This window comes from Chitinophaga sp. CC14 (assembly GCF_048957795.1).
Taxonomy (GTDB): Bacteria; Bacteroidota; Bacteroidia; order Chitinophagales; family Chitinophagaceae; genus Chitinophaga; species Chitinophaga ginsengisegetis.
In genome coordinates this window covers 944552-959601 of sequence record NZ_JARBFY010000003.1, presented here as the reverse complement: position 1 = coordinate 959601, position 15050 = coordinate 944552, and the positions used below count along the sequence as shown (strand labels likewise).

10 protein-coding genes are annotated in these 15050 nt (G+C 42.8%); 6 read left to right on the top strand and 4 right to left on the bottom strand.

The genetic code is table 11. The annotated features are described in order from the left end of the window. Positions 1-88: 88 nt before the first annotated feature. Both PV783_RS13985 and PV783_RS13980 read left to right on the top strand, forming a co-directional pair. A complete protein-coding gene (locus PV783_RS13985; protein WP_420988440.1) occupies positions 89-3394 on the top strand; it encodes a SusC/RagA family TonB-linked outer membrane protein in 3306 nt (1101 codons plus the stop codon). After that, complete coding sequence (locus tag PV783_RS13980) at positions 3391-4788, top strand: RagB/SusD family nutrient uptake outer membrane protein (protein WP_420988439.1); 1398 nt, start codon at positions 3391-3393, stop codon at positions 4786-4788. Before PV783_RS13985 ends, PV783_RS13980 begins: the two co-directional genes overlap by 4 nt. 45 nt (positions 4789-4833) lie before the next feature. On the opposite strand, the gene PV783_RS13975 is transcribed toward PV783_RS13980, so the two are convergent. The 4 genes from PV783_RS13975 to PV783_RS13960 form a co-directional block, all read right to left on the bottom strand. Further along, positions 4834-5934, bottom strand: a complete 1101-nt coding sequence (locus PV783_RS13975; protein ID WP_420988438.1) for a hypothetical protein — start codon at positions 5932-5934, stop codon at positions 4834-4836. Positions 5935-6003: 69 nt separating this feature from the next. Beyond that, positions 6004-6240 carry a hypothetical protein gene (locus PV783_RS13970; RefSeq protein ID WP_420988437.1) on the bottom strand — a complete coding sequence of 79 codons (237 nt, stop codon included), beginning with the start codon at positions 6238-6240 and terminating at the stop codon, positions 6004-6006. A gap of 50 nt (positions 6241-6290) precedes the next feature. Next, positions 6291-6815, bottom strand: a complete 525-nt coding sequence (locus tag PV783_RS13965) for a MauE/DoxX family redox-associated membrane protein (RefSeq protein ID WP_420988436.1) — start codon at positions 6813-6815, stop codon at positions 6291-6293. Between the two features lie 238 nt (positions 6816-7053). Then, positions 7054-8073: a helix-turn-helix domain-containing protein gene (locus PV783_RS13960; RefSeq protein WP_420988435.1), complete on the bottom strand. Its 1020-nt coding sequence runs from the start codon at positions 8071-8073 to the stop codon at positions 7054-7056. Between the two features lie 273 nt (positions 8074-8346). Here PV783_RS13960 and PV783_RS13955 point away from each other — a divergent pair, with 273 nt between their 5' ends. From PV783_RS13955 to PV783_RS13940, 4 genes are all read left to right on the top strand, one after another. Then, positions 8347-8913, top strand: a complete 567-nt coding sequence (locus PV783_RS13955; RefSeq protein WP_420988434.1) for an RNA polymerase sigma factor — start codon at positions 8347-8349, stop codon at positions 8911-8913. Between the two features lie 157 nt (positions 8914-9070). Then, positions 9071-10240: a FecR family protein gene (locus PV783_RS13950; RefSeq protein ID WP_420988433.1), complete on the top strand. Its 1170-nt coding sequence runs from the start codon at positions 9071-9073 to the stop codon at positions 10238-10240. A gap of 50 nt (positions 10241-10290) precedes the next feature. Further along, positions 10291-13641, top strand: a complete 3351-nt coding sequence (locus PV783_RS13945) for a SusC/RagA family TonB-linked outer membrane protein (protein ID WP_420988432.1) — start codon at positions 10291-10293, stop codon at positions 13639-13641. Between the two features lie 10 nt (positions 13642-13651). Beyond that, positions 13652-15040, top strand: a complete 1389-nt coding sequence (locus tag PV783_RS13940) for a RagB/SusD family nutrient uptake outer membrane protein (RefSeq protein ID WP_420988431.1) — start codon at positions 13652-13654, stop codon at positions 15038-15040. Positions 15041-15050: the final 10 nt, after the last annotated feature.

Sequence of the window (15050 nt, the reverse complement as noted above, 5' to 3'; positions counted from 1 at the left end):
GCTTTCATCAGAATCCGCTTTAACGAAAGGCTAAACCTCATATCACGACCTTGAAGTGAATTTCTGTGGTGTAGCGCTACTCAAAGCTATGCATCCTATTTCTACCTTCAAAGTAATATTTTACTTTGGCCCCCAAAGGTTATCCAGCCGCTGGAAGCTGGCCTTCCTAAAAGTTCTGGGCGCCGTCCTGCTACCGTTTACACTGCTGTTTTCCGGCAGTGTAAACGGGCAGGTAAGGGTTTCCTTATATGGTCACCAGCAAGATCTGCAAACGCTTTTAAAAAGTATTGAAGCGCAGACAGGATACCACCCATGGTATGAGTCAAACACCTTGTCAAAAGCAAAAAAGATCGACATACAGGTTACTAAAGCGACCTTACAGCAGGCACTCACCATTTGCTTTCAGGGACAGCCGCTTTCCTATAAAATCGTTCACCACACCATCGTTATTACCTGCGACCAGACACAGAAATTGCAACGCCTTAATGGTAGGGTTCTATCCGACAATATCCCCGTAGAATCGGCATCAGTGATTTTAAAGACTGGTAAAAAAGGAACCTCTACAAATGCTGCCGGAGAATTTAATCTACTAAATGTTGCGGCAAAGGATACTTTGCTGGTCACCTCTGTTGGCTATGAGCCCGCCGAAATAGCTGTGGAAGGTCAGGCTGCAATTACCATTTCTCTTATTCCTGCCATAGCTACATTGGACCAGCCGGTAGTGATAGGTTATGGAAAAACCACCACCCGTTTGAATCCTGGTTCAGTGAGCAGAATAGATGAAAGACAGATCAGCCAGCAGCCATCTGGAAATATCCTTTCCATCCTGGAGGGAAGAATACCAGGTCTTTTTATCCAACAGAAAACCGGTCTGACAGACGGAGGCTTTAACCTGGAACTGAGAGGACAAAACAGTATTAATGCAGGCAACAACCCTTACTTTGTTATAGATCAGGTACCCATCCCTACAGAATCCTTTATTCAAACAGGTAACGCCATCCTTGGAACCGGTAACCCCCTGGCTTTTGTCAATCCTGACGATATTGAAAGCGTAGAAATACTCAAAGACGCAGATGCCACCGCTATTTATGGATCCCAGGGGGGCGCCGGCGTAATCCTGATCACAACAAAAAAGCCTAAAGCCGGAAAGCCTAAAATTTGTTATTCATCAGATGTGGGGTTTGAAAGGGCTATCTCAAAAATGAAACTGCTTTCCACCGCCCAATACCTTTTAATGAGAAGAGAAGCCTTCCAAAATGATCAATTGCTGCCTGATAGCAATACCGATTACGACCTGATTACCTGGGATAGCACCAGGTATACCGACTGGCAGAAAAAACTCTTTGGTAGCACCGCCGTGCGTTCTAACAATTACGTTTCGGTAACCGGGGGAGGAAAAGATATCACCTACCTGGTATCAGGTGGATACAGGCATCAATCTACTGTTTTTGGTAATAATTTCTCCAACAGGAAGGCTTCCATAATGGCGTCCATGAATGCCAAAACTCCCAATAGCAGGTTTACAGTATCACTAACCTCCATATTAAACCTGGATAAAAACATATTGCCTTCAATCGATCCGACTCAACTTGCCTTATTCCTTCCACCCAATGCGCCGCAGCCAACTAACCCGGATGGCTCCTTAAACTGGGCGAAAGGGTATACTAATCCTTACGTCAATTTTTGGCAGCAATATAAAACTACCGGTACCAATTATATAACCAATGCTCAGTTGGGATATACTATTGTAAAAGGGCTAAAGCTTAAAATCAGTGCCGCCATGACCACAACCAGGTTTAACGAAATATCTACTCAGCCAGTGGCCTCGGTTAACCCAGCCTATGGAATAACTACAGGGCAAAGCACCTTCTCTGGCAAAAATGTTAGCACCTGGATTGTCGAACCACAGGCAGAATACAAGATTTCCACTTCTCGCGCCAGACTCACCTTTCTTCTGGGAAGTACATTAGAGCAAAGCGCCAGTTGTTCCAATGTTATCCTTGCCTCCGGCTATGATCCGGAAAGTTCTCTGCAAACCCTGCGTGGCGCAGCCCAGATCACAAACCTTAACACCAATAAGAGCCTATACCGGTATAGTGCAGCATTTGCAAGAGTCAGATATGATCTACTGGGAAAATACACCCTGGATCTGACAGGAAGAAGGGATGGCAGCAGTCGATTTGCTGCCGGCAGGCAATTTGCCACCTTCGGCGCCATTGGTATGGCCTGGCTGATCTCAGAAGAAAACTTCTTAAAACATGCCCGAAAGACGCTCGCCTTTGCAAAGATCCGGGCAAGCTATGGCTACACGGGCAGCGACCAGATTGGAGACAACCAATTCCTTACCACCTGGTCTTCCGTACCATTTCCCTATAATAACATCACCGGCCTGGCCCCCACTCGACTTAGTAATCCCGTATATGAATGGGAAACTACCCGGAAAATGGAAACAGGCATAAATCTGGGATTTCTACAGGACCGCTTGCAATTAGCCTTTAGTTTTTACCATAGCAAATCCTATAATCAACTCATTAAATACCCCGTATCCGCGGTGACAGGATTTTCCTCCATCGAGGGCAACTACCCCATTACCGTAATCAACAGATCATTTGAGGTTGAATTTACCGGAACCATTCTCAAAACCAAGAATTTGGGATGGACGGTGGGACTCAATTTTACCATTCCAACCAACCGGCTCGCCAGTTTTCCAAATCTAAATACCACTATTTACCAGGATAGGTACAAAGTCGGAAAACCGTTATCCGTAGTTGCAGGATATCAATTTACAGGAGTGGACAAGGCATCAGGAACCTATACTTTCTTAGATATCAACGGTGACGGAAAAATAAATTATCCTGATGATCTAACGTGGCATAAATCCATTACTCGAAACCTGTATGGTGGAATCTTAAATAGTATACATTTCAGGAAGTGGAAACTGGATGTTTTCATTCAGTTTGTAAGGCAAAACGGATATAGCTATTTGTATAACAACCATATATATGGTAGGTTATACTCTCCGGGCATGGCCTCAAACCAACCCAACGTAGTAATGTCGCGTTGGACAACGGCGGCATCAGCCACCGATATTGAAAAATTTACGCAAACAACCAGCTCACAGGCCTATGACGCCTATTTAAATCTCGCCGGCAGTGATCACATTATTTGCGACGCCTCCTACCTCCGGCTTAAAAACGTATCCCTTTCCTATACTACCACTGGAAAGAAATTAAAGGACGTGGGCATAAATATTTTGTCTGTTCATTTAAGCGGCCAGAATATAGCCAAAATTTCAAAATATGTGGGCATCGATCCGGAAAACCAAAACGCCAATAACAGTATCCCCCCACTGGCCGCATTCAACTTAGGAATAGATTTAACCTTTCAAAAATGATATACCTCAAACTACCGACGATCACTTACTTTTTATCCTCTTTAGTCATCTGCTATATATCTTTGCTATGCGGGTGCAGGAAATTTGTAACTGCAGGGCAACCTCCGGATCTGGTTACCACTGTCCAGGTTTTTTCCAGTGATTCATCCGCAATAAAAGCTATTGCTGCCATATATGAAGATATGACAGCAACAAAAAATGGGTATACTTCGGGGGGATCAAGCATTACCCTATTAAATGGCCTGATCTCTGATGAATTTATTAACTATTCATCCGATGTAGACCAAACAGAATACTACAAAGGCAATATTAGGCCAGAAAACGCAATCAATAGCCGTATCTGGGCAAGCTTGTATAAGACAATTTACTACACCAACAGCGTCATTGACGGAATTGGAAAATCCCCGATAAATCCCGCGCTGGCAAACCAGTTATCCGCAGAGGCAAAATTCCTGCGTGCATTCTGCTATTTCCTGCTGGTAAATTTATATGGAGATGTCCCTGTGGCCCTGACTCCTGATTTTCTGCAAAACAATGTCCTTTACAGATCACCTACAGAAGCAGTTTACGCTCAAATTACCGAGGACTTACTTTATGCCCGAAAATATCTTCCAGGCAATTATACCAATAATGGCAATGAAAGGATCAGAGCCATATCATATGCCGCAGTCGCATTGTTAGCCAGGGTATATTTATACCGTCATGACTGGGACCGCGCTACCCAATTATCTTCTGAAATTATTAACAATACTTCTTTATTTACCCTATCACAAGACCTGCAGAAAACGTTTCTAAAAAATAGTAACGAAGCCATTTGGCAGTTGCAGTCTGCATTACCAGGATACAATACTTTTGACGCTGCCCTATTTATATTGTCCTCGGCGCCGCGGAATGTGTCTTTAAGTCCAGACCTAATACAGCTTTTTGAAAACGGGGACAAACGACTAAAATATTGGATTGGAAGATTTCAAAGTAACACGGTAACATATTACTATGCTTTTAAGTACAAATCGGTCCCAAACTCCCCAGTCACAGAATACCTGATGATACTCAGGCTTTCAGAACAATATCTTATCCGATCAGAGGCTTACGCAAGACTGGGCATGCTCGTAGAAGCGACAGCCGACATAAATGCCATCCGGTCAAGGAGCGGGCTACCCGTTTTGGAAGTTCAATCGCAGCAGACAATACTTTCTGAAATTTCTAGGGAAAGGAGAATTGAATTTTTTGCAGAATGGGGACATAGATGGTTTGATCTGAAAAGAGCGGATAATGCAGCTATGGTGATCAGCCAGATAAAAGGAGATGGGTGGAATAGATATGATACCCTCTACCCTATTCCAAAGTCCGAGATAAACATCAATCCACATTTGACTCAAAATCCGGGATACTAGTAAAAAACACATTAGCAATCAATGCTACCGATGCTAATCCTTACCCTATTGTAGCGTCTTTACCCTAGCAGACAAGGCTATATTGGACTCCTTTATTGAATTACTGCCCATCGAATAAACGGAGATATGAGATCCCTTTAAAACCACAAGTTTATCTTTCCAGATTGCCATATCGTGAAGCCCACTATGATCGTAGTCAGGTATATAAAAGCTGTAAAGATATTTAAAACTTTGTACTGAATAAACATCAATCGGGCAAGCCATATAAGAAAGCTTCCCCTTTTCATTATCGGCTCTCAGACCGCTATACACAAAAAGCCTTCCATCACTTACACAGGCAAACTTATTTACGCTTTTGGGGGGAGAGGAGAATGTTCTTTTGTGTTCTGATTTGATTTTAGAAATTTCAATCTTGGCTATTGTATTAGTATCAATGGTGAAGCCTGTCCTTACGTGTTCAAAGCCTGCGTCAAATGAAACCAGATCATTACGATAATAATACACGTATAAAAATCTGCCCACCGTACTATCATGTAGCAACATGCCATCAGTGGAAAATATTCCACCTGGCTGCTGCTTCAAAATATCGACACTGCTGTTTTCCGAGGTATTGACCTGTTGAGAGGTGATTGCGTTTTTATGATGAAAAGTGTCTAATGTGCGGCAAACAAATAAACTATCTGAAGGGACAACTAAATCAAATTGTTTCCAATTTGGCGTATTTGTCCTTGTGGCTTTACCAGTCAGTCCAAATGAGAATATTAGCGGGGTTATCCCTTCAGCAAGAATAAACTTCTTTCGTAAATAGTAAATCCTTGCGGCTCCCCAGGCAAAACGAATTGCTGGCGGAACATCCAAAACTCTTGACCAAGACCTATCCAAATTGTAGGAAAACGATCTTATGAGCCCGGAAGTATCCTGGTTGCCAAGATAAATTTCATCCGCTGATAAACCAGCGATATAATAGTGCCCAGACGCTAATTTGGCACTTATCGCCATATTCAATGTCGAATCCGATATTCGCCTGTTAAATCCATTAGCAATATTCAATTTATGCTGAGAATAAATCTGGAGTATTGCAACAATTAATACGGCTGGAAAACTGCTCCACAAAACCCGTTTTATCACCTGCATAGGTTTGCCCATAGTTAAACATTTTTTAGGGCCAGCCAAAACCAGCCCCGGGGAAAATTAAACAATGCAAGAACTGTAATTTCACGGAAAACGGTACCTAACACCCACGGTTTCATCTATGCAACCGCCAACGATATAGTAAATACCGTCATCGGAAGTATCCGCGCACAACAAGTTAACAGTGGGCGTACAAAGTGGCTGACATTGACCGCCAAACTTGCCATAAATAGTTGTTCCTTTGCCGACACCTTTGAACGCGAATGCTGCCGTTGTGGCAGCTAAAAAGGCAGCCATCATAATGACCTTTTGAATTCTCATAAAATTTGGGTTTAAATAAAAGATTAGCCAATAACATGGGGCCTATGGCTTTAGCCCGGAATTACCAAACCTTGGACAGAAGTTCGCTCAGACCGGTATTGATCCCACTCAGCGAGTACTATACCTGTTAAAGCTAAAGCGGTAAATGATATATTGAAGATTAAATGCTGCCGCCACCCCATTTCACCTAAAATCCCCCCACAGGCGCAAGGCACATAAGAGGCAAACCTAGTAATGGCGATAATGTAGGAAGTAAATAAAGTCATCAGGGAGAAACTAAAATATAATCCGAGCTTTCTGGAAGCAGGGAAGTATAACAACACTGAGATAAATAATTCCGCTAATGGAGTAAGGATTGCAACCGGCAGGACAAAATAGGTGAGTAACGGAGACTGTCCAAGTTCTACCGTAAATTTCTGAAAATCCGAAATTTTAGTAACCGCGGCATAGATAAAAAGCAACTGAAAAATAACCGACAAGAAAAACACAACATATTTCAGATTACCCTTGTCAGCGACTATTGTGAGAAAGGAACTCCGTAAAGAGAGCAAAGTTGTTTTCCTACTACTACCCATATAAACTAAAACATTAAGATTACTCCTGCAATGTTTGCAGTTAATCAAAAGTAATACTCACTGCGGTAGCTATTGTTTGGAATGATCATAATAAACTTTGGAGAAATAGTCGCGAAACTTTGGAGCCTTCGACAACAAGTGTATTAGTTACATCCATTGACATAAATTTCGATCCAGCTTCCTCCCAACAAAACTAGAAAGCATCCTCCCCAATACAAAAATGCTACTCCATTTCATTTTAACTTCCCCCAGCGAGCAATTCAGTACGTAGAATCTGGCGGGGATTTCTACCCAGTTTTTTCTTTACTGCCGCCGAAAAGCTGGAATAATCCTGGTAGTTAAACTCCCAGCAGATCTGACTTAAAGTTCTTTCACCGCGGCAGATGGCCCTGTAGATAGCTTCCATCCTTGCAGCTTGAAAGAAATCAAACATAGTCATTTGAAAATAGGACTTAAAACAGTCTTCCAGTCTTTTTTCACTCATGTTTGCTAATCTGGAAAGCTGTTCAAGGGCTGGTGGTCGGGTCAGTTCTGTTCTACTTAATAGCGCAGATCTCACAAGCCTAAGGGCAATCAACTCTTCATTGCTTATATAGATTGGATGTTTTATTTCAATTTTACTAACGCTTAAAAGATCCAAGGCAGTGATAATCAATTTTTCTATAAATCCAACGATCTTCAAATTTGCGTCCGCTCCCGAATAGTCCATCCCCAGAGCTGGCTCAATAACAGAAAGCATCTGCCCTGTATCCTTTGTCTGATATTCAAGCAACTGACCTGCCCCCCCAAGCCCAAGATTGTCAAGAAGCTTTTTTACTATTGGGAAGGTCACCTGAAACTTCTCTAATAACCCCGGAGGAATAAATAAATAGAAGATCTTACATTTTTCTCTTAAAACCACCTGCTGTTCGAATGCCTGGCAAGATACCAGGTTAAAATGACCGGCCTGCCCGCTGGCATGCTGGCTGCCAAAACTATATTCCAGCAAACCATCCAGAATACAATAAAGAATAAACCCCTCTTTGCTGGCCTTCAAATTAAAATGTACCGGCTTCCGCGCTAAATAGTGCGTCACCCAGGCCATACTGCTCTGTGGAAATAATCCTTGGGCGATAAACTGTGTAGATCCCTTGTATTGATGATAAAAAGTAGCAGCCGCAGGTATTCTTATACATTCCAGTTTTGGGGGCAAGGCTGCGGACCAGCAGGCACAGGCTTTTTTAGAAATGCGGATTTCAAATGGTATCGTGACAGGCATAGTCGTTGTGAATTTTCCGATAAAAACAAATGATCCAAATATTGAATATTTTTAATTATTCATTTGGTCAATTCTCTCAAAAGGACTTACCTGAAATATTACCGACAGCTATATCAAAGTAACAAAATTGTTTTGAAAAAAGTTACCTTTATCATGCTGCGAATTTTCTCCTTTGTTATTTTTTCCATGAATGCCCCCTACTTAATTATCCTTTTTTAGTCCAGTGAACATTTTGCATATCCGTTACTACAATAGGGTCAAACTGTTTTTTCTATGCTAGTAAACCAGGCAGCTAATAATCGAAAAACTTGGGAAAACGAATTTTCAGAAACTTTCACCAAATACTATTCCCGCCTTTGCTTTTTTGCCAGCGGCATCCTTTTAGACAAAGCAAGTGCAGAGGATACTGTAGCCGAAGTTTTTGAAAAAATATGGCTAAAGGGAAGTTGGGGAGACGTCGAATTTTGTGGTCCTTATCTATATAAGGCAGTGCTCAACGGTTGCATGAATAAAAAGAAGAGAACCAGCATTTACGACCAGCATACCTACCAGGCCGGAAAGTCCGCACCCAAAGATGAAAATGCAATACTTGAGCACATCTATCAGGCCGAGGCGTTCCATGAACTCTATAACGCCATCGAAAAACTCCCACCACAATGTAAAACTGTGATTAATTTGTCCTACCGGCAAGGTTTGAAAATCAATGAAATTGCTGAACTTCTCAACGTTTCGCCCAGCACCATTAAAACACAGCGGTCAAGAGGAATAATTATGTTGCGAAAGCTACTTTCTACCCGCGCTTTCCTCCTGGCAATGATAATTGCCAAAATTCCGCATTGATAATTTCATTTCTTTTTTAAAACCCTGTAGACTTTTATTGAGCGGCAATTGTCTTCAATCTAAAGGCACTCATTACCGGCAGCAAATATAGTGATGCCTTGCGTTTTTGGTTGATAAATGGCGCATATCGGCCTGAAAGTAAAACCACATATCTGTTATGGAAGAAAAAGTCAACATAATGGTCCGTATGGGCAAACTAACAGGCCGATTTATTAGCGGTAACCTCACCGACGCCGAAGAGCGGCTATTAAATGACTGGGTGGAAGAAAGCGAAGAAAACAAAAGTTTTTTCCTAAATTTTATTAACCGCAACCTGGACTCAGAAAATACCCTCATTTTTAATACCGATCCTGAAGTGAAGCTGGCCGAATTAAAAGCAGTCTGGCGGCGCAGAAAGATTAAAACAGAAATCTTTCGCGCCCTTCGCTGGGCGGCGGTCATTGCCATGCTCACCTGGGCAGGATTCCACCTTGTTGAGAGAACCATGAAACAATACCTCCACATTACGCAAAATATCCAGGAAATACAACCCGGTACCCAGATGGCAACCCTAATTTTAGGCAACGGCGATCAGGTTAAGTTCAAACGTGGGACAGATACCACCATTATGAAAAACAAGACCCTTTTGCTTCGTCAGCATAATGGGCTGCTAAGTTATAGGCCACTGAACCAAACCGAAAACACAGAATTTAACACCCTTATCGTCCCACGAGGTGGCGAATACCATTTACAGCTATCAGATGGCACAATGGTCTGGCTAAATGCAGCGTCCTCGATCCGTTTCCCCACCACATTCTCCAAACAGACAAGGGAGGTAGAAGTAAGCGGAGAAGCTTATTTTGATGTTGCAAAAGAGGAGGCAAGCCCTTTTATTATCTCAACAGCAAATGCTAAAGTCCTGGTCCTGGGTACAAAGCTTAATATCAACACCTACACAAATAATACCACTTCGACCACCCTAGTTTCGGGGTCTGTAAGGATAATTAATGCAGGCCATTCCATTATACTAAAGCCGCAACAATGCGCAGTGGCAAACGCGGAAGGCCTCAGCATCCACCAGGTGGATGTCAGCCCTATAATTGCCTGGAAAGATGGTCTTTTCATTTTTGACCAGGTAGAAATACCACAGCTAATGAACGAAATTGAAAAATGGTATGACCTACAGATCGAATACGCTCCGGACTTTAAGCCTGGTAGACATTTTAGCGGAAAAGTGAGCAGATATGTTCCAATTAGTAACCTTCTTAACATGATCGCCCAAACAGGGGTAGCAAGATTCGAAATAAAAGGTCAAAAAGTAATTGTCATGCAAGGACCGGGAGAATAAGCAGTTTATCATTTCCGGATCCATTCCACCAACCAATTAATCTTTAGTTTATGTCTTTACCATTATCCTGCCTATGGAAGATTAGGCGATTTGTTGTCATGTCCTTATTATCCGTACTTGTACTCTCTATTACCTATCAGAATTTACAGGCGAAAGCATTCGGACACCAGGTCCTGATTACACTCAATTTAAAGGATGCCTCTCTGATAACGGTCTTTAAGAAAATTGAACAGTGCACCAATTATGGTTTTTTGTACAATAGTGATGTTGTCCTTAAATCCGGCAAAGCCGTTACCATCATCGTTAAAAATGAAAAGATCCAAACCGTTTTAGATTTGGCACTCAGAGATCAACCATTTAACTACAAGATAGACGGCAATTCCGTCATCATTTCCTCTAAACCCAAAGAAAAAGAACTTAGCATATCCAATAAAAACCCGTCAACAGACACGACAACAGTCACCGGTTACATCAGGTCCGCTGAGACAGGCCAGGGGGTAGCCGGTGCTACTGTTTTACTGAAAGGAACCTCAAACGGAGCCATTACTGATGAACAGGGCAAATTCCTTCTCAGGAACATAGCTTCCTTTCACGGTTTCTTGATCGTCCATTGTATTGGATATGAATCACAGCAAATCCAGTTTAATGGGCAGTCTAACTTTACAATAGAATTAAAACGGGCGACCAATGTCCTTGACGAGTCAGTAGTCCTTGGTTATGGGTCTACAACAAATCGCTTTAACACCGGAAGCGTGAATAGAATCAGTGGACAGCAAATAAATACTCAACCTGTCAGCAACCCCCTGGCTGCGCTGGAAGGCAGAATACCAGGTGTCTATATCAATCAGCTCACAGGGGTAGCCGGTGGCGCAATCAATATACAGGTTAGAGGCAAAAGCAGTATCTATAGTGGAGCGGCTCCGTTATACCTGGTAGATGGAATACCTTTTACCACAAGTTCAGTAGGATCATCCTCCTTCGCATCTTCGATCACCTTCGGAGGAAATCCCCTTAATAGCCTTAACCCCGCTGACATCGAAAGCATAGAGGTATTAAAAGATGCCGACGCCACCGCCATTTACGGATCACGGGGCGCCAATGGAGTGGTGCTTATAACTACGAAAAAAGGAAAGGCCGGAGCAACAAAGGTTAATCTTGGAGCCTATTCCGGTTTTGGTAAGGTAACAAATAAGCTTGCACTTTTATCGACGCCACAATACATTCAGATGCGACATGAAGCATTTGCAAATGATAATACCACCCCTAACCCTGGCAATGCCCCAGATCTGCTTTTATGGGATACCACAAAATATACAGACTGGCAAAGCCGCCTTATTGGAGGCTCCGCAAAAATCTCCGACTTCCAGGCATCACTGTCAGGGGGAAATAACAACACTCAATTCCTGCTGGGAGGAAGCTATCACAAGGAAACAACAGTTTTTCCGGGCAATTTTGGAGACAGCCGCGGCTCTGCTTATTTTAACCTCAATCACCTTTCTGCGAGCAAAAAATTCAAAGCCGCCATTACCGCTTCGTACTCTGCTGATATTAATGATCTGTTCTACAATGATCTTACCAGTATGGCCGTATATCTGCCACCAAATACGCCGGACCTGGCAGACAAAAGTGGAAATGTCCTTTGGCCGGTAGGTTCGCCCAGCATAATAGGAAGCAGCAACCCATACGCCTACCTTAATCAACGCTATCATTCTTCTACTTATAATTTGATAACTGCCCTGCAGACCAGCTACCAACTTTTACCCTTCCTTCAGGTCAAAGTCAATGGAGGATACACCAGAATGCAGGTAGACCAGGACCACATCGTCCCGCTCAGTACCTTCAACCCAGCCTCAAATCCCACCGCTTCAAATGCCTATTCTCAATTTGGAAATAGCAGCATCGAGACCTGGATTCTGGAACCACAATTAAACTATAACAAAATACTTGGGCACCTGGTAATCGACGCAATTGTGGGTACCTCTTTTCAGCAGAATGTGCTAAAAAGCAGGACCTTGCAGGGGACTGGATATGGTAACGAAACTCTAATGGAAAATCTATCGGCAGCCAATTCTACCTCGGTAGTGTCAGATAACTACTCTCTTTACCATTATAATGGTTTATTTGCCAGGGTAAATTTAAACCTGAACTCAAAATATATACTCAACCTTACCGGCAGAAGAGACGGGTCCAGTCGTTTTGGTCCAGGAAAGCAATTCGGAAACTTTGGCGCTGCTGGTGCAGCCTGGATATTCTCAGAGGAAAGTGCCATTAAAAATCTGCTACCCTTCTTAACTTTCGGCAAACTCAGAGCCAGCTATGGAACAACCGGAAATGACAACATCGGAGATTATCAATACCTGAGTACATGGTATCCTACTTCCTTCCCATACGATAATGTGGGCGGGCTGGCGCCCTCCAGGATCGCAGTACCCGATTACTCCTGGGAGGTGACCAAGAAACTGGAAGCAGGTATAAGCTTGGGATTTCTCAAAAACAGAATTCTGGTAAACGGCGCCTACTATCAAAACCGTTCTTCCAACCAGTTACTACCATTCTCAATTCCACCAAGCGCAGGATTTATCAATATTTTCGCCAATTTCCCAGCAGTGATACAAAACTCAGGGTTTGAATTTGACATAAACTCTGAAAACATAAAAGCACGAAATTTTACCTGGTCTACCTTTTTTAATCTGACTCTGCCCAAGAATAAACTTGTTGCCTTTCCTGGCATTGAAAACACATCCTACGCTAACCAATACATAGTAGGAAAACCAATTACTATTGTTAAAAGAATGGAAGTTATCGGCGTAGATCCAGCGACAGGGCTTTATCAATTTAAATCAGCAAAAGACGGTACTTCCACCTCCTTCCCCTCCTATCCTGACGATCTGACAACTTACAAAAACGTAACACAGACTTTTTATGGAGGAATTGGCAATAATCTGAGATTTAAAAACCTGACACTTGATTTTCTTTTTCAGTTTGTCAAACAACAAGGTTATGACTACAGAGGAACAAACATGCCGGGAATAGCACAAAACCAGCCCATATCAGTTTTGACCAGATGGCAGAAACCTGGTGACGTAACCAATGTTCAAAAATACTCCAACGGTGATTTTAACGCCCTTATTCCTTACATCTACTATGGGCTATTTGCTGACAAGGCCATTACCGATGCCTCCTTTGTAAGGTTAAAAAATGTTCAGTTATCCTATTCTATTAACGACAAATGGCTCAAATCTTTAAAGATCGACAAAGCAAATGTCTATTTAAGAGGCCAAAACCTATGGACAATTACTGGTTACAAAGGATTAGATCCGGAACTAAGCATCTCATCGTCAGCAATATTAAGGCAGCCTTCTCTTCGGGTAATTGTCGCAGGAATTCAATTAACTCTTTAATAATAATACAATGATCAAAATGAAATCATTATACCTGTCATTCACTATTCTTTTCTTACTTATTGGTGTCTGTCAAATATCCTGTAGGAAGTTCGTAGAGATACCACCTCCTAAAACCGGACTTGTAGACGCCAGCGTTTTCAACAATGAGGGCTCCGTTAGAGCAGCACTATCAGGAATATACAGTGACATGCAAAGTGGTGGCGGTTTTGCTTCAGGCAGCTTCACCAGCCTTACATTCTTTGGAGGACTGTCCACAGACGAATTAATATCCTATAATGCCGGTTTAGATATTAAAGCTCTCTATCAAAACACTATTCTGCCATCAAATGGAACCGTGGCAATTACGGTATGGACAAATCCATATCACTATATCTACATTTGCAATTCTTTGATCACCGGAATCAATGCGACCTTAAATATTCCGGCAGCAGATAAGTCGGCCCTCGTTGCAGAAGCAAAATTCATCCGGGCATTTTGCTACTTTTATTTAACCAACCTTTATGGGGATGTGCCTCTTTACCTTTCTGCTGACTATTCAGAGAATATAATAGCTACAAGAGCAACTCAGGCAAAGGTCTATGACCAGATCACTTCCGACCTGCTAGACGCCCAAAAAGACATGGCCAAACCTGGCGCTGGAGACTTTCGCGTACTACCTAACAACGACGCGGCAACCGCCCTGCTTGCAAGAGTATATCTGTACACAGGAAAATACCAGCAAGCTATTGACCAGGCAAATAGCCTAATAGGTAATTCGGCACGATACACCCTACTAACGGATTTGAATGCGGTATTCCTGAAAAACAGTAAAGAAGCGATCTGGCAAATGCAACCGGTGATACCTGGACTAAATACCAACGAAGGAAGCTTCTTTATCCTGACAGCAGCCCCCACCTATGTATCATTGGCCCCTATGCTTGTAAATGCCTTCGAATCCGGGGACAAAAGAAGACAGCTCTGGGTAGACAGTATTCAGGCATCCGGGGCGACCTACTATTTCCCTTTCAAATACAAAATCCAATCCGGGACAGACTTAAAGGAGTATTCAATGGTATTCCGGTTAGCGGAGCAATACCTGATCCGGGCCGAGGCTAAGACCTACTTGGGCGATTACACCGGAGCAAGGTCCGACCTGAACGCGGTCAGGACCCGTGCGGGCCTTCCTGAAAGCTCCGCAGCGGATAAAGCCGGCTTATTAAGTAGCCTTGAACATGAAAGACAAGTGGAACTTTTCACCGAATGGGGGCACCGATGGCTGGATCTTAAACGCACCGGCAGAGCCACCGCTGTTCTCGGGCTTATAAAACCTGGATGGAAAGCGACAGCCGTACTATATCCAATTCCGGCACAGGAAATCTCGGCAAATAAAAACATTACTCAAAATCCCGGCTATTAAAAATCAACAG